Below are 17,348 nucleotides of genomic sequence, written 5' to 3'. Positions count from 1 at the left end.
TCTCAATGAAACCGTCCTATTGCATATTGACTGCTGATGAAGCCGCCGAGTGTATTGAGCATGGAAATATGGTGGTGTTCAGTGGCTTCACTCCCGCCGGTGCGCCCAAAGTGCTGCCGGGGGCGATAGCCAAGCGCGCCATGGCACATCATCAGCAGCAAAAAGAGTTCCAAATCCGCTTGCTGACCGGGGCCTCAATCAGTGCCTTGGCTGATGATGAGTTGGCCGCTGCCGATGCCGTTACATGGCGAGCCCCGTATCAAACAGCTTCATTATTAAGGGAAAAAATCAACCAAGGGGCCGTCAGTTTTGTTGATTTGCATCTGAGTGAAGTCGCGCAAATGGTCAACTATGGTTTCTTTGGTGATATTGATGTGGCGGTCATTGAAGCCAGTGCCATCACCGCCGATGGCAAAGTTTATCTCACCAGCGGCATTGGCAACTCCCCTATTTTTTTGCATAAAGCTAAGAAAATCATCATCGAATTAAATCATTATCACAGCCCCCGAGTCGCGGAGCTGGCTGATATTGTGCTACTGGGGGCCCCGCCACGGCGCAATACCCTGCCAATATTCCATGCTCTGGATAAAGTGGGCCAACCTTATGTACAAATTGATCCCGCCAAAGTGGTTGGTATCGTCAATACCGAGTTGCCCGATGCCAGTAACAGCCTTGACCGCGTCAACCCATTGTGTGAGAAAATTGCTGACAATGTGGTCAATTTCTTATTAAACGAGCTGACATTAGGGCGTATTCCCACCGAATTTCTTCCGCTGCAAAGTGGGGTCGGGAACATCAATAACGCGGTCATGAAGCGCTTGGGGGAAAACCCTGATATTCCGCCATTTATGATGTATTCCGAGGTGTTGCAGGAATCCGTGGTGCCGCTGTTGGAAACAGAAAAAGTGCTGGGCGTCAGTGCCTCCAGCTTAACCATTTCACCTACCGCACTGAAAAAAATCTATGACAACATGGATTTCTTCGCCAACCGAATTGTCCTGCGGCCCCAAGAGATTTCTAACCACCCGGAAATTATTCGCCGCTTAGGTGTCATTGCGCTTAATGTGGGGTTGGAATTTGATATTTACGGCCACGCCAACTCCACCCATGTCGCGGGGACAGAATTGGTCAATGGCATTGGCGGCAGCGCCGACTTTGAGCGCAATGCCTATCTGTCGATTTTCATGGCCCCCTCTATCGTCAAGGGCGGGAAAGTCTCCACCATTGTGCCGATGTGCACCCATGTTGATCATAGTGAGCACAGCGTAAAAGTTATCGTGACAGAACAAGGTGTTGCGGATTTACGCGGCTTATCACCGCTGCAACGCGCCAGCGCGATTATCAATCACTGCGCCCATCCTAGCTATCGTGACTATCTGCACCAATATCTGGCACTGGCCAAAGGAGGACATTTGCATCACGATTTAGCGCAAGCATTCCGGCTACATCAAAATTTGTTCGAATTTGGCTCCATGCTAGCCCCTTAATCGCCGTCACGGTCTGAGTGTATATAGCCCATGACCTGTTCTATATGGTGATTATTCTTGAGTGAATAGAGATACTCGCGCATATACATGGGCTGATTTGGCGCATCAAAATATTTCAATTTGGCCGGGTTAACTAACCGGTAAGCAAACTGCGGCACAACGGTAAGAAACTGCCCCTGTTCTACCGCGCTAATTTTTGCCATAAAACTGTATGGGCGATAAATGATGGTCGGGTTAATCCCAATAGCGCGGAAATGCGCATCTAATAAGGATTCAAAATTAGCCCGATTTTGAAATCGCATTTGTAACCACGGCAATGTATTCAATAATTCCAGCGACTGGCAATGTTCAAAACGGCGTGAGACCAAAAAACCGAGGCGTAATAAAGGCAGTTCCGTGGTTTGCAAACTATCAATGTGTGTGACGCGCGGTGAAGCTTGCTGTGGTGAGATAATAAAATCCACCCGTCGGTCGAGTAAATCGTCTATCACACTGTTTTCACTAAACTCAAAGGGCTGAGCGGTGACGCCATCATATTTATCACTGAGACTGAATAATTGATCAAAAATGATCGTGGGATATGTATTATCGATACCAATGACGATATTTTTCTGCCGATGAGACATCGCAACAATGGTATTATCAATGGCCGATAATCGTTGATAAATAGGGAATAATTCCTGATAAAGCTCCTGACCGGCTTTATTTAGGCTGATATTCTTCTCATTGCGGGTAAACAGTGAATATCCCACCAACTCTTCCAGCACCGCGATACTCTTGCCGAAAGGTGAAGCTGTCATGTGTAATTTTTCAGCGGCCTTCGCCATGCTGTTGGTTTGAGCCAAAATAATAAAATTACGCATTTTCTTTGATATAAAAACGTTCATAACGCTACTGATATAACAGAGGAAATAGTTGCACAGCATAAGACAATCAGTGAAGCAATATTGTGAGTGCAAGACGAGTCTCGCGAGTCAGTCGTCAGAAAATTCTTTCAAGAGATTAATTTTGTTTAATTTCAATTGGATAAATACAGAAAAGGCCCTAAATGATGGGCCTTTTCATGATGCATTAAAATAGCGCCCCACGCGCGGCGTTATCCTTGGGCCATCAACCCCAACAGTTTGATGACAAAATAGCACACCACACCTATCACTATTGGCAGAATATATAAGGTAAAAAACTGCAAAAATATAGTGTGATGCGGTAGGACTATCTTCTCTTCCAACTGTTCCCGGCTGCGCCCCTCACTGCCCTTGGCTTGTTCCAAAATCATTTGATCTTCAATGCCCTCGCGGATGTGGCGCACTTGCCGTGACGTTCGCGCACCGGAGGCTTGCAATGACAAGCCAACAAAAATCAGCATATAAATGATAAAGAACATGATGTTCGGGGTTGAAAAACCTTGTTCAACATCCGGCACTGGCGAGTTGTACCAGAAGATGTCCAGAAAAGTCGTGTTGAAGCGGATCATATCGGTCATCACGTGGATAAAATCCAACATAACCGCATTAACTCCCGTGCTTTTCTGACTATATTGATAGGCAAAATTGATAATTGAAATCAATGTTGACAGCAGTGCTGGAATAAAAACGAGCCACCCGGCTATCCGTTTGATAACAGCGACACGCCCAGCCTGTTGATAAGTCATGACTTCTCCTTGTAAATACCACCACTTATGTGGCCTTAGTTTACCCGCAACACCCCAGTCTTGGGCAGAATTTTGCGCAAATTCTTGCGTTTCTCCCCCACTCAAGACTAGCTCATCCGGCGCAATATCATTAACTTAATAAATGACCCCCGATGTAAGACAAAGAATTGCGTTCTGCGGGTTCAATCATTATCAACCAATGATAAAGTGTTAAGTCCATCGCTAGAGACCAAACAGGAGTAATAATAAATGGCGACCCCGCACCCGATTAAGGCCGCAATTTTCGATATGGACGGCTTGCTGATTGACTCGGAGCCTTTATGGTTACAGGCTGAACTTGATATTTTCACCTCACTTGGGCTGGATACCACCTCGCGCGATACCCTGCCCGATACCTTGGGCTTGCGCATCGATTTAGTGGTCAAGATGTGGTACCAGGCCATGCCATGGCAAGGGCCAAGTCAGGCTGAGGTCTGCAAACTCATTATTGCCAGAGCCATCGAACTGGTTGAAGAAAAACGTCCGGTGTTGCCGGGAGTTGAATATGCGTTGAATCTTTGCCGCCAACAAGGGCTAAAAATCGGCCTAGCATCGGCCTCGCCCTTACATATGCAAAAACGTGTGTTGGCCCTATTAGGTATTGAAACCTATTTTGACCGCTTAGTTTCCGCAGAATATCTGCCCTACAGCAAACCACATCCTGAAGTCTATCTGAATGCTGCATCTGACTTGGGGGTCGACCCACTGCAATGTGTCACACTGGAAGATTCAGTCAATGGGATGATTGCCACTAAAGCCGCACGGATGCGCTCTATCGTCATTCCGTCAGAAGAGTACCGCTCTGACCCCCGCTGGGCATTAGCCGATATTCAGTTAGCATCGTTAGAACAATTACGTCGCGAGGATATTTCGTAACCAGCAGTGACGCCACGATAGATTGAGATGACGGCGGCTTTATCGAAAGCTAATGATTTTTGTGATAGTAAGGCGGCTGAAATCGCTATGCAGCCGCCTGAATAGGTTTTACAGGAAATCAGCCCGTTTAGGATTAAAGGTATCGATCAAAATACTGTTATCTTCCAGTGATACCGCTCCGTGCATCTCATTCTTCACCGCACGATAGGCGTCGCCTGCTTTCAAAATACGTTTCTGCCCTTCGATTTCCACTTCAAAACTGCCGGCCGCAACATAAGCAATCTGGTCATGAATATCATGCTTGTGCGCAACACCAATCGCCCCTTTATCAAAGTGAACGCAGACCATCATCAGGTCATCACTCCAGGTCATGACTTTACGTTTAATGCCATTACCCAACTCTTCCCAAGGCGTTTCATCATTAATAAAAAACATCTTCATAGTTTCTCCTCATTATTATGCAAAATAGTTTCAGGTGTAGCGTAGTCACAGTTTTACGCTGAATTCGGCTCATTCTACGGCCAAAATCCACAGTTTGAACATAATTAATCCAAAAATCATGACGTCCCTCAAAAAATAATAAAACATCATTTCATTTTAATTGAATTAACTTCCCGCAAATACTATCATCACCACATCAAAAGAAACACCGGCCCGAATTCAAAGAGAGGCACCGATATGCAAGTTCGTCAAAGCATTCATAGTGACCATGCAAAGCAACTCGATACCGCCGGCCTGCGTCGTGAATTTCTCATCGAAAATATTTTTGTCGCTGATGAGTACACCATGACCTATAGCCACATTGACCGCATCATTGTGGGGGGGATCCTGCCTATCGAGAAAACGGTCAGTATTGGTGACGAGGTGGGCAAGCAGTTAGGTGTGAGTTACTTTTTGGAGCGCCGTGAACTGGGCGTCATCAATATTGGTGGCCCGGGCCTGGTAAGTGTCGATGGTCAGGTTTATGAGATTGGCCGCGAAGAAGCATTGTATGTCGGTAAAGGTGCCCGAGTTGTCACCTTTAGTAGCCTCGAAAGCCAAACACCGGCCAAGTTCTATTACAACAGTGCCCCGGCACATACCTCTTACCCAAATAAGAAAATCACGCTAGCAGAGGCCGCACCACAAACATTGGGTGACGATGCCACCAGTAACCGCCGCACTATCAATAAATATATCGTGCCTGATGTGTTACCCACCTGCCAGCTCACCATGGGTTTGACCAAACTGGCGCCCGGCAACCTTTGGAACACCATGCCGTGTCATACCCATGATCGCCGCATGGAAGTCTATTTCTACTTTGATATGGACGACGAAACCGCTGTATTCCACATGATGGGCCAAGCGCAGGAAACACGCCATTTACTCGTCCATAACGAGCAGGCGGTTATCTCACCGAGCTGGTCTATCCATTCAGGTGTAGGCACTAAGCGTTACACCTTCATCTGGGGCATGGTGGGTGAAAACCAAGTCTTCGGTGATATGGACCATATCGCCGTTAGCGAACTGCGCTAAATGTTTGTCAACAGCGTTAAGCGTCACCAACCAAAGCCGTCCTTTGGGCGGTTTTCTCCCCAATAGTATAATCGCGGTACTCTTTGACCGCCTTGAGAGAGATGTTAGCTATGATCTTAGATTCCTTTGAATTAAAGGGTAAAGTTGCTCTGGTTACCGGCTGTGATACAGGTTTGGGCCAAGGCATGGCGATTGGTTTAGCCGAAGCGGGTTGTGATATCGTTGGTGTGAATATTGTTGAGCCAAAAGATACCATTGAGAAAGTGACCGCATTAGGCCGCCGTTTCTTAAGTCTGACGGCTGACCTGAGCAAGATTGATGGCATCCCTGCCCTGTTAGAACGTGCTGTCGCTGAATTTGGCCAAATCGATATTCTGGTCAATAACGCCGGGATCATCCGCCGTGAAGATGCGATCAACTTCAGCGAAAAGGACTGGGACGATGTCATGAACGTTAACATCAAGACGGTGTTCTTTATGTCTCAAGCTGTTGCCAAGCAATTTATCAAGCAAGGTCATGGCGGGAAAATCATCAACGTGGCTTCCATGCTGTCTTACCAAGGCGGTATCCGCGTTCCTTCCTATACTGCATCGAAAAGTGCCGTGATGGGTGTGACCCGTCTGTTAGCCAACGAATGGGCGAAACATGGCATCAATGTGAACGCTGTAGCGCCAGGTTATATGGCAACTAACAACACCCAGCAGTTGCGTAAAGATGAAGAACGCAGCAAAGAGATCCTTGACCGCATCCCGGCGGGTCGTTGGGGCTTACCTGATGACCTGAAAGGCCCGGTGGTCTTCCTGGCCTCCAAAGCCTCTGACTACATCAGCGGCTACACTATCGCCGTCGATGGTGGTTGGTTAGCACGCTAAACCGATAAATATCACTAATTTGAGTTAAGGACTATTTCCTGCGGTTACTCGCCATAATCCAGCTCAAAACTCTATCGAGGCACAACTTCAGTTGTGCCTTTTTTATTACTTATTTATCAAATAGTTAACAAATACATTCTCGTCAAAAATCCGTTCAGAAATGCAAAAATAAAAAATTCAAAACAACGTTCCGACTTCGATCACACTTTTGTCATTCGCCCAATGACTCGCCAGTAAATACAAATATAATAGATTGAAACGATGTTTCTATTTATAAGGAACCTTAAACCGGTTCCGACCTGATGTTTCTATGATGGGGTTACGGTGATGGATTTTGTCGGCAACATTAAAGGCAGCGACGCAGCAATGATTAACTGGCTCAGCGCTATTCGTAGCTATGTTGATTTAGTCCAGTCTGTTAGCCACAGCAATCAAAACCCCACTCCGCTCATGGCCGATGGTTTTGATGTGTTGACTCACCACCCCGTCGTCTGGAAATTCCCAGATGGTCGTAATATTCCGATATCTAACTTTGCTAGTCAACAAAACTGGTTACGAACCCTGGACACGCTCAGTCTGGTAACCCAAGACCCGCAATATCACCAGCAAGCTCAGGTGCAGAGCCGTTATTTCATGCAACACGGCACTCATGAACACAGCGGGTTGTTCTATTGGGGCGGGCACCGTTTCCTGAATCTGGATTCGTTACAAACCGAAGGGCCTGAGTCAAAAGCGCAAGTGCATGAACTTAAACATCATCTGCCCTATTACGACCTGCTGCTTAGTGTTGATCGGGAAAAAACACTTAATTTCTTACAAGGCTTCTGGCATGCCCATGTCGAAGATTGGCAAACACTGGATCTAGGGCGTCATGGGAGTTATGACAAACAACGCGACCCACATGTTTTCACTCATGCGCGCCACGATGTGGTTAAACCTGAAGCATTACCGCAATTGCCAGAGACCAAAGGCCTAACTTTCGTGAATGCGGGCACTGACCTGATTTACGCTGCCTATAAATATGCAGAATACACCGGTGATATCGCCGCTGCGGCGTGGGGAAAACATTTATATCGTCAATACGTCTTAGCCCGCCATCCTGAAACAGGATTGCCCGTTTATCAATTCAGTTCGCCACAGCAACGCCGCCCCCTACCGGCAGATGATAACCAGACCCAATCCTGGTATGGCGATCGGGCAAAACGTCAGTTTGGCCCTGAGTTTGGTGAAATTGCCCGTGAAGCCAATGTTTTGTTCCGTGACATGCGGCCATTACTGATTGATAACCCATTGGCAATGTTGGATATCTTGCGCCAACAACCTGATACAGAAGTTCTGCAATGGGTTACTGATGGTCTTAAGAATTACTATCGTTTTGCTTATGACGTTGAGAGCAATACCTTGCGCCCGTTATGGAACGATGGTCAAGATATGAGCGGCTATGTCTTGCAACGCGATGGTTATTACGGCGCAAAAGGTAAAATTATCTCCCCCTTCCCATTAGAGGTTGATTACCTGTTGCCGCTGGTGCGCGCCTGGCGTGCAAGTGAAGATGACGAATTGCTGGACTTGATTGCTGTATTGCTGCACCGCTGGCAGTTGGCTGAATTAAATAAACCAGAACGTCGTGCCGCACTGATGGACCGCCAAAGACCGGCAGCCACCCCTTATCTGCTGCTGGCATTAGTTGAGCTGGCTGAGCATTGCCAATGTAAGCAACTATTTGAGTTAGCCTGGCAAATTGGCGATGACTTATTTACACAGCATTATCATCGCGGCCTGTTTGTCGAATCAGCGGAACACCGTTATTTCCGTCTCGATAACCCGATTGCATTAGCTTTATTAACCTTAATTGCCGCCAAACAAAATAAATTGGCCGCAATACCGCAATTTATTACCAATGGTGGTTACATCCACGGAGATTATCGAGTGAACGGAGAAAGCCGCACTCTATATGATATCGATTTTATTTATCCGACGCTTTTGAATCAGTAGTTTTATTTATCTTTCATGTTATTAAAAATAGGTAAGCATTATGAATGAAAACAGAATGCTGGGGTTAGCCTATATATCACCTTATATAATAGGGTTGATAATATTCACGGCCTTCCCCTTTGTATCATCTTTCTTTCTCAGTTTTACTGAGTATGACTTAATGAACCCTCCCGTTTATAACGGGATCGAGAATTACCGTCATATGTTCCTTGAAGATGATTTATTCTGGAAATCCATGGGCGTTACTTTCGCTTATGTATTTCTTACTATTCCATTAAAACTGGCATTTGCTCTGGGGATCGCTTTTGTACTGAACTTTAAATTACGCGGTATCGGCTTCTTCCGTACCGCATTCTATATTCCGTCAATCCTCGGCAGTAGCGTAGCGATTGCGGTGTTATGGCGCGCTCTATTTGCCATTGATGGCCTGCTTAATGGTTTTATCGGGGTATTCGGATTTGATGCAATTAACTGGCTGGGAGAGCCAGCACTAGCACTGACATCGGTAACATTACTGCGTGTTTGGCAGTTTGGTTCTGCCATGGTTATCTTCTTGGCCGCATTGCAAAACGTACCGCAGTCACAATATGAAGCCGCGATGATTGATGGCGCGTCTAAATGGCAGATGTTTATGAAAGTCACCGTGCCACTGATTACGCCGGTTATTTTCTTCAACTTTATCATGCAAACCACCCAGGCATTCCAAGAGTTTACTGCACCTTATGTCATCACCGGTGGTGGCCCAACCCATTACACTTATTTATTCTCGCTCTATATATACGATACAGCGTTTAAATACTTTGATATGGGATACGGTGCGGCACTGGCCTGGATATTATTCCTGGTAGTCGCCCTATTTGCCTCAATTGCATTTAAATCTTCTAAATATTGGGTCTTCTACTCCGCCGATAAAGGAGGAAAAAATGACTGACGTACAACAAAATTCCAACCAGAAAAAATTAGATCTGGCGCAGGATATTGCTGATGCGGAAATTAGCCGCACATTACGTAAAGCCAAAGTCAGTGCTGTTCTTCGCTATATTGTTTTGATTATTGTCGGGCTGATGATGCTTTACCCATTGCTGTGGATGTTCTCAGCAGCCTTTAAACCTAATAATGAAATTTTCACCACATTAGGATTATGGCCAGAACATCCAACACGAGATGGTTTTGTTAACGGTTGGAAGACGGGCACTGAATATAACTTCGGTCACTACATGCTTAACACCTTTAAGTTTGTTATCCCGAAAGTTATTTTGACAATTATTTCCTCCACTATCGTGGCGTATGGTTTTGCACGCTTTGAAATTCCATGGAAGAAATTCTGGTTTGCAACATTAATCACCACCATGTTGCTGCCAAGTACCGTGTTATTGATTCCTCAGTACATCATGTTCCGTGAAATGGGCATGCTGAATAGCTATATGCCGCTGTATCTGCCATTGGCGTTTGCGACACAAGGGTTCTTCGTCTTTATGCTTATCCAATTCCTACGCGGTGTACCTCGCGACATGGAAGAAGCTGCACAAATTGACGGATGTAACTCCTTCCAAGTGTTGTGGTACGTGGTCGTGCCAATCTTGAAGCCAGCCATTATCTCCGTGGCCTTGTTCCAGTTCATGTGGTCAATGAACGACTTTATCGGCCCACTGATTTATGTCTACAGCGTAGATAAGTACCCGATAGCGCTGGCTCTGAAAATGTCGATTGACGTGACCGAAGGCGCACCGTGGAACGAAATTCTGGCAATGGCGAGCATCTCCATTCTGCCGTCCATCATTGTTTTCTTCCTGGCTCAACGCTACTTCGTTCAAGGCGTAACCAGCAGCGGAATTAAAGGTTAATAGAGGATTTATCATGGCTGAAGTCATTTTCAACAAATTAGGCAAAGTTTACTCCAACGGTTTCCGCGCGGTTCATGGCATTGATCTGAAAATCCATGATGGCGAATTTATGGTTATTGTTGGCCCATCTGGCTGTGCTAAATCCACTACCCTGCGCATGTTAGCCGGGCTGGAAACTATCAGTGATGGTGAAGTACGAATTGGTGACCGGGTGGTCAATAATTTGGCCCCGAAATCACGTGGTATTGCCATGGTGTTCCAGAACTATGCGCTATATCCACACATGACCGTTAAAGAGAATCTGGCTTTTGGTTTGAAGTTAAGCAAAATGCCAAAAGACCAAATTGAGACGCAAGTTGCTGAAGCTGCGAAGATTTTGGAGTTAGAAGATCTGCTAGAGCGCCTACCGCGTCAGCTGTCTGGTGGTCAAGCACAGCGTGTGGCCGTTGGCCGCGCCATTGTTAAAAAGCCCGATGTATTTTTATTCGATGAGCCATTATCAAACTTGGATGCCAAACTGCGTGCTTCCATGCGTATTCGTATTTCTGATTTACATAAGCAGTTGAAAAAAAGCGGTAAAGCAGCAACGACAGTTTACGTTACCCACGACCAAACCGAAGCCATGACCATGGGCGACCGAATCTGTGTGATGAAACTGGGCCACATTATGCAAGTCGATACCCCAGATAATCTCTATCACTACCCTACCAATATGTTTGTTGCCGGTTTTATCGGCGCGCCGGAAATGAATATCAAACCGAGCACGCTGGTAGAAAAAGACGGGGAAATTGGCCTGACCGTCGGTCAATACACCCTGGTATTGAATGAAAGACAGCAAGCCAAAGTCGCTGCCCACACCGGGGAAAAAGTGTTCTTTGGTGTACGTCCTGAATTCGTCAGCATGTCTCTGAGTCCATTTACTGAAAATCACTCACAAGGTGAATTAGTCCGTACGGAAAACATGGGTCACGAATTCTTTATGTATATCAAAGTTGATGACTTTGAGCTGACCTGTCGTCTGCCGTCTGACGAAGCACGACCTATTATCGAAAATGGTCTGCATCGCACCGTGTACTTCCAGTTTGATATGGATAAATGCCATATCTTTGATGCAAAAACAGAAAAAAATATCTCTCTTTAACAGGAGCAGTACCCAATGAAAAAAGCGATCCTACACACGCTGATAGCATCCACTCTGGCATTATTGTCGCATCAGGCTTTTGCAGCACAGGACGAAGTTAATTTACGGATGTCATGGTGGGGGGGTAATGGCCGCCACCAGGTAACATTGAAAGCTATTGAAGAATTCCACAAACAACATCCGAATATTAATGTTAAATCGGAGTATACCGGCTGGGATGGTCACTTATCTCGCCTGACAACACAGATTGCCGGGGGTACTGAGCCAGATGTTATGCAGACTAACTGGAACTGGTTGCCTATTTTCTCTAAAGACGGTACTGGTTTCTACAATCTGTTTAACGTAAAAGAACAATTGGATTTGGCACAATTTGATCCGAAAGAACTGCAACAAACAACAGTTAATGGCAAATTGAATGGTATTCCAATTTCAGTTACTGCTCGTATCTTTTATTACAATGATGCAACCTGGGCTAAAGCAGGTTTAGCATATCCTAAAACATGGGATGAATTACTTGCTGCGGGTAAAGTATTTAAAGAGAAACTGGGTGATCAATATTACCCAGTAGTATTAGAGCACCAAGATACATTAGCATTAATCCGCTCTTATATGACTCAAAAATATAATATTCCTACTATTGATGAAGCAGGTAAGAAATTTGCCTACACGCCAGAACAGTGGGTTGAGTTCTTTACCATGTATAAGACCATGGTAGATAGTCATGTTATGCCATCCACCAAATACTATGCTTCATTCGGCAAAAGTAATATGTATGAAATGAAGCCATGGATTAATGGTGAGTGGGCCGGTACTTATATGTGGAACTCCACAATAACTAAGTATTCCGATAACTTGACCAAACCTGCAAAATTGGATCTTGGCCCATACCCAATGCTGCCAGGAGCAAAAGATGCTGGCTTATTCTTTAAACCTGCACAGATGCTTTCAATTGGTAAAACAACCAAGCATCCAAAAGAAAGTGCGATGTTAATCAACTTCTTATTGAACAGCAAAGAAGGTGTTGAAGCATTGGGTCTGGAGCGTGGCGTACCATTGAGTGCCACTGCTGTCGCTCAACTTCGCTCCTCCGGGGTTATTAAAGATGAAGATCCTTCTGTTGCCGGCTTAAATATGGCACTGGAATTGCCACACAAAATGACAACTTCACCATACTTTGATGATCCGCAAATCGTTTCACTGTTCGGCGATGCAATTCAATATATCGACTATGGCCAGAAGACAGTACAAGAAACAGCAGAATACTTTAATAAACAAGGTGACCGTATTCTGAAACGCGCAATGCGTTAATGAATTAATTTAACTTAAGTTGTTATTAAACCCTGCCATTAATTTGGCGGGGTTATTTCGTTTTATAAACAAAAAAATAATAGCCAATCAGACCGACATCACAATTTAATATCTGTTTAAAAAATTAATCACCAACACAGATCTGGATCACAAAAATATTTATTAATATAAATAGAATATGCATTCACAATAAATGAAACATTGTTTCTTTGTTCGTGAAATTGTTTTTTAGTCGTATGTTGATTCTTTATTAAATTGTTAATGACTTTTGATTTAAATAACCATAACCCTGGGATTATATAAAAATGAAATTTAAATTACTGACTCTGGCAGTGGCATCTGTAATCAGCTTTAGCTCCGTGGCAACAACAATTGACTACCGGCACGAAATGAAAGATACCAGTAAATCTGATCATAAAGATCGTTTATTGATTTCCAACCGTTTTGCAAATGGCTTTGGTTTATCTTTAGAGGGAAAATGGGGCCAGCACAGCTCCGATACTACCCCGAATAAACCATTCAACGAGCAAGTCAGTAATGGCACTGAAGTGGTTGCCAGTTATGTTTATCAGTTCAATAAAACATTCCAACTGGAACCTGGTTTCTCATTAGAATCTTCTTCTGACTCTAATAACTACCGCCCTTACCTGCGCGGCAAAGTATCCTTCACTGATGATTTCTCAACATCACTGCGTTACCGCCCATACTACAAACGTAACCAGCCAGCTCAGACTAAAGCCACAGAGAAAGGCCATGAGTTCACCATGTTGTTTGCCTATAATTTCTTGAAAAACTATTCAGCTGAATATGAATTGAACTACAAGAAATCCGAAGACGAAATTCTGGCAAATAAAGAGAAAGAAGAATGGAGTCATGACCTGAAAGTCGCTTACAAGTGGGATAAAAATTGGAAGCCATATGTTGCTATCGGTAACGTTGCTGGCAGCAAAACCACTGACGAGCGCCAAACTCGCTATCGTGTAGGCGTGCAATACAGCTTCTAATTTTGGCCTTATAGATGTGTAGTTGTTAATAAAAGTTTGGTTGTTAGTACCCTCATCATTATTTGTGATTATGCCCATACCCGTATTACTTTGGGGAAAAGTTGACTCCCGGTCGCTTTTCCCTTTTTTTATGCCGGTATATTGCTGCAAAACCGCGCATTACTGCCCACTGTCTGCAGCTTAATACTCCGCTTTACACTTCTATATTTACCCCCTGAATGATTTGCCGCTAAAACACCGGTTCAGTTGGCAAAAAATGAGACATTTAGTTACAGCGTAACGGCTATTCATACCGAGACAAATCTCATATACTGGATAAATCAACAGCTACAGATTCGGAATTCACGTATGACAGGAGAAGGACACCTGATTTTTTCTGTCGCCTGCGTTATTTTTGCCAAGAAAGTCGGCCTCACACCTGAACTGGCACATGGCGACTGGTGGCATATTATACCTGGCGCCCTGTTAACGTCCTTGCTGCCAGACATTGACCACCCCAAATCCATCCTTGGTCAACGGCTAAAGTGGATATCGACCCCTATTGCTCGCGCATTTGGTCATCGCGGATTTACTCATAGCTTATTGGCCGTGATTGGCGGTATTGCTCTGTTTCAAATGGATATCTCCCGCGATTGGATTATCCCCGCTGATGCATTCCACGCGATGATTATTGGCTATTTCAGCCATCTATTGGCCGATATGATTACACCGGCAGGTGTCCCACTGTTATGGCCGTGCCGCTGGCGTTTTTGTATTCCGCTACTGCGGCCACAGAAAGGTAACCAATTAGAACGCGTATTATGTGTTCTATTAGTCTGTTTTTCCGTCTATTGGCAAACTGACACCACCATTCCACTGCAATCCTATATGGAACAATTGAAGAATTTTAGATTGTGATCACATTTTAATGGGCAAATAATCACCAAATTGTACACATCCCATACAAATAGTGGCAAAAATTTATATAACATTCTTTTTGGATATAAGTGAGCCGACTTAGGAACTGCTAACATACGCGCCTAATTACACAGTTGACTGTGTGTGGCGCTATTCCAGCTAATAATTGCAACAGAATAAGCAGCCAATATTTAAAATAATAATTTGGAGATTTGGGGATGAACCTACCGCTTGTGATTAACGTGCTGTTATTTGTGGCACTGCTATTACTATTGGCACAAACTCGGCATAAACAATGGAGTCTGTCCAAAAAAGTTTTGGTAGGTCTGGGACTGGGTGTGCTATTTGGTCTGGGGCTGCAATGGGTCTATGGCGCAGATAATCCGGTGCTAAAAGAATCTATCACTTGGTTTAATATTGTCGGTAATGGCTATGTACAATTGTTGCAAATGATTGTTATGCCATTGGTATTTGCTTCTATCTTAAGTGCTGTTGCCAAACTGCATAATGCCGCTTCACTGGGTAAAATCAGTGTATTGACCATTGGCACATTGCTGTTCACCACATTAATTGCCGCACTGGTCGGTGTACTGGTCACTAATCTGTTTGGCTTAACTGCCGATGGGCTGGTGCAAGGCACACAAGAATCAGCGCGTTTAAGCGCTATCGAAAGCAATTATCTCGGCAAAGTAACTGACTTGACCGTGCCTCAACTGGTTCTGTCCTTTATCCCCAAAAATCCGTTTGCCGATTTAACCGGTGCCAACCCAACCTCAATTATTAGCGTTGTTATCTTTGCAACATTCCTGGGTATCGCCTCCCTGCAATTGCTGAAAGACGATGTAGCAAAAGGCCAGCGGGTACTGGTAGCGATTGACACTCTACAAGCCTGGGTAATGAAGCTCGTGCGCTTGGTGATGAAGCTGACACCATACGGCGTACTGGCTTTGATGACCAAAGTAGTTGCAGGCTCTAATATTCAAGACATCATCAAACTGGGCAGTTTTGTGGTTGCCTCTTATTTGGGCCTGGCCATTATGTTTGTGGTACACGGCGTGCTGCTGTCTTTCACTGGCATTAACCCACTGAAATTCTTCCGCAAAGTTTGGCCCGTGCTGACATTTGCCTTTACCAGCCGCTCCAGTGCTGCCAGCATCCCACTGAATGTAGAAGCACAAACTCGCCGTTTGGGCGTCCCTGAATCTATCGCCAGCTTCTCAGCCTCTTTCGGCGCCACTATCGGCCAAAATGGTTGCGCGGGACTTTATCCTGCCATGCTAGCGGTGATGGTCGCCCCCACTGTCGGCATTAACCCGCTCGACCCAATGTGGATTGCCACACTGGTCGGCATTGTCACTATCAGCTCAGCCGGTGTCGCCGGTGTTGGCGGCGGCGCGACCTTTGCAGCATTGATTGTGTTACCTGCGCTGGGCTTACCGGTCACACTGGTTGCTTTGCTTATCTCAGTTGAACCATTGATTGATATGGGCCGTACCGCATTGAATGTGAGTGGTTCAATGACGGCAGGAACCATTACCAGCCAATTGATGAAACAAACAGATAAAGAGATTCTCAACAGTGATGATGATGGCGATTTAGCCCATCAGTAAATATCACTCGTTAGCCATTAAAAGCCAGTCAGCAGACTGGCTTTTTGTTTTTAACGCATTCATGCACTCCGACGGTGCCTCAAGAACCAACAGCGCGGTATTTCTCAACTAGCGCCAAGGCAATGGCTTCTGTTTCTACATCCGGAGCACCGCTGAAATCATCCGCCCTGAAGTGCATCTGAAATGCCGTAATGACCTGACGAGTTTCATCATCTAACTCGCCCGTCTGTGGGATTTTGTAGCCATAGCGGGCTAGCGCCTGCTGGATAACCGCCACGGAGGCCAGATCATTTTTATTTCGGCCATCAATATATTTTGTCACTGTCGCGTTATCAGGCCAGGCACCAATGCCCTGCTCAGCTAAACGCTGCCATGGAAACAAGGGACCGGGATCGGATTTTCTTAGGGGAGCAATATCACTGTGGGCAACAACATCTGTCGGGTCAATATTATAACGCTCAATAATGTCCTTGGTTAGCCGCTCAATCAATTGAATTTGTGATTCGTTATAAGGGTACCACTGCCGGCCCAACATCTTCTCAGTGAACCCCTTATTGACGATTTCAATGCCTATCGAGGTATCATTGAGGCTACTGCGCCCATGCCAATCACTGACGCCAGCATGCCAATCACTGACGCCAGCATGCCAAGCACGCTCAGACTCAGGAACCAATTGCAGAACCACCGGTTTGCCATCCAAATTATCAGGATGAGTTTTGACCAGATAATGGGCGCTGACCTGTCCTTGTGTCAGTACTTTCAGTGATTGTGCATCATCTAGCGCGGTATAATGCAGCACCAAGAACCGCACTCGGGCATTCTGGGCAACTGAAGATACACTGCTATCAACCTTATAATCACCCCGATCTATCAATTTATGCTGATTATCATGTTGGGAACTGCTACAACCAGCGAGCAACAGTAATATCCCGGCGCTTAATAACTTCCTCATCATATTTCTCCCTATATAATATGTTTAAGCACCGTTATAGTGACTCAGCAGAACTAAATAGACCGTAAACAATGCTGCTAAATCATAATTATTAAGATTTAAGAAGTGATGCATTAAGTGCCTTGACGTTGCCGCCCAGCGCGGAGATTGTCAATAA

At 45.2% G+C, this 17,348-nt stretch carries 16 protein-coding genes; 12 read left to right on the top strand and 4 right to left on the bottom strand.

Going from position 1 to position 17,348, the window contains the following annotated elements:
• Positions 1-5 precede the first annotated feature (5 nt).
• The gene (gene scpC, locus D5F51_RS07675) at positions 6-1,487 is read left to right on the top strand and encodes a succinyl-CoA:acetate CoA-transferase ScpC (protein WP_129196052.1); all 1,482 of its coding nucleotides are present in this window, start codon (positions 6-8) and stop codon (positions 1,485-1,487) included.
• On the opposite strand, the gene srsR is transcribed toward scpC, so the two are convergent.
• Complete coding sequence (srsR, locus tag D5F51_RS07670; RefSeq protein ID WP_129196051.1) at positions 1,484-2,374, bottom strand: LysR family transcriptional regulator SrsR; 891 nt, start codon at positions 2,372-2,374, stop codon at positions 1,484-1,486. The genes scpC and srsR overlap by 4 nt on opposite strands.
• A gap of 209 nt (positions 2,375-2,583) precedes the next feature.
• A complete protein-coding gene (locus D5F51_RS07665; protein ID WP_129196050.1) occupies positions 2,584-3,138 on the bottom strand; it encodes a YniB family protein in 555 nt (184 codons plus the stop codon).
• Between the two features lie 249 nt (positions 3,139-3,387).
• Here D5F51_RS07665 and hxpB point away from each other — a divergent pair, with 249 nt between their 5' ends.
• Positions 3,388-4,053 (top strand): hexitol phosphatase HxpB, encoded by a 666-nt coding sequence (hxpB, locus tag D5F51_RS07660; protein WP_129196049.1) that lies wholly within the window; start codon positions 3,388-3,390, stop codon positions 4,051-4,053.
• 108 nt (positions 4,054-4,161) lie between these two features.
• Here the strand turns inward: hxpB and D5F51_RS07655 are convergent, their stop codons facing one another.
• Positions 4,162-4,494, bottom strand: coding sequence for a cupin domain-containing protein (locus D5F51_RS07655; RefSeq protein WP_025378433.1), 333 nt, complete (start codon positions 4,492-4,494; stop codon positions 4,162-4,164).
• Between the two features lie 237 nt (positions 4,495-4,731).
• Between D5F51_RS07655 and kduI the strand changes: the two genes are divergently transcribed.
• From kduI to D5F51_RS07605, 10 genes are all read left to right on the top strand, one after another.
• Positions 4,732-5,568 carry a 5-dehydro-4-deoxy-D-glucuronate isomerase gene (kduI, locus tag D5F51_RS07650; protein ID WP_129196048.1) on the top strand — a complete coding sequence of 279 codons (837 nt, stop codon included), beginning with the start codon at positions 4,732-4,734 and terminating at the stop codon, positions 5,566-5,568.
• Between the two features lie 110 nt (positions 5,569-5,678).
• Positions 5,679-6,440, top strand: coding sequence for a 2-dehydro-3-deoxy-D-gluconate 5-dehydrogenase KduD (kduD, locus tag D5F51_RS07645; protein WP_025378434.1), 762 nt, complete (start codon positions 5,679-5,681; stop codon positions 6,438-6,440).
• Between the two features lie 327 nt (positions 6,441-6,767).
• On the top strand, positions 6,768-8,435 hold the full coding sequence (locus D5F51_RS07640) for a pectate lyase (RefSeq protein ID WP_129199256.1): 1,668 nt from the start codon (positions 6,768-6,770) through the stop codon (positions 8,433-8,435).
• 40 nt (positions 8,436-8,475) lie between these two features.
• The gene (locus D5F51_RS07635) at positions 8,476-9,366 is read left to right on the top strand and encodes a carbohydrate ABC transporter permease (RefSeq protein WP_025378436.1); all 891 of its coding nucleotides are present in this window, start codon (positions 8,476-8,478) and stop codon (positions 9,364-9,366) included.
• Positions 9,359-10,279 (top strand): carbohydrate ABC transporter permease, encoded by a 921-nt coding sequence (locus D5F51_RS07630; protein ID WP_025378437.1) that lies wholly within the window; start codon positions 9,359-9,361, stop codon positions 10,277-10,279. Before D5F51_RS07635 ends, D5F51_RS07630 begins: the two co-directional genes overlap by 8 nt.
• 13 nt (positions 10,280-10,292) lie before the next feature.
• The gene (locus tag D5F51_RS07625; RefSeq protein ID WP_129196047.1) at positions 10,293-11,420 is read left to right on the top strand and encodes an ABC transporter ATP-binding protein; all 1,128 of its coding nucleotides are present in this window, start codon (positions 10,293-10,295) and stop codon (positions 11,418-11,420) included.
• Positions 11,421-11,435: 15 nt separating this feature from the next.
• Complete coding sequence (locus tag D5F51_RS07620) at positions 11,436-12,728, top strand: ABC transporter substrate-binding protein (RefSeq protein ID WP_087769272.1); 1,293 nt, start codon at positions 11,436-11,438, stop codon at positions 12,726-12,728.
• A 305-nt stretch (positions 12,729-13,033) separates the two neighbouring features.
• Complete coding sequence (locus D5F51_RS07615) at positions 13,034-13,732, top strand: oligogalacturonate-specific porin KdgM family protein (RefSeq protein ID WP_005161701.1); 699 nt, start codon at positions 13,034-13,036, stop codon at positions 13,730-13,732.
• A 348-nt stretch (positions 13,733-14,080) separates the two neighbouring features.
• Positions 14,081-14,629: a metal-dependent hydrolase gene (locus D5F51_RS07610; RefSeq protein ID WP_025378439.1), complete on the top strand. Its 549-nt coding sequence runs from the start codon at positions 14,081-14,083 to the stop codon at positions 14,627-14,629.
• 218 nt (positions 14,630-14,847) lie between these two features.
• Complete coding sequence (locus D5F51_RS07605; RefSeq protein WP_025378440.1) at positions 14,848-16,239, top strand: L-cystine transporter; 1,392 nt, start codon at positions 14,848-14,850, stop codon at positions 16,237-16,239.
• Positions 16,240-16,318: 79 nt separating this feature from the next.
• On the opposite strand, the gene D5F51_RS07600 is transcribed toward D5F51_RS07605, so the two are convergent.
• A complete protein-coding gene (locus tag D5F51_RS07600) occupies positions 16,319-17,191 on the bottom strand; it encodes an N-acetylmuramoyl-L-alanine amidase (RefSeq protein ID WP_129199254.1) in 873 nt (290 codons plus the stop codon).
• Positions 17,192-17,348: the final 157 nt, after the last annotated feature.

It is taken from the genome of Yersinia hibernica (genome assembly GCF_004124235.1).
In the GTDB taxonomy this organism is placed as follows: Bacteria; Pseudomonadota; Gammaproteobacteria; order Enterobacterales; family Enterobacteriaceae; genus Yersinia; species Yersinia hibernica.
This window is presented reverse-complemented; position numbering and strand designations above follow the sequence as displayed.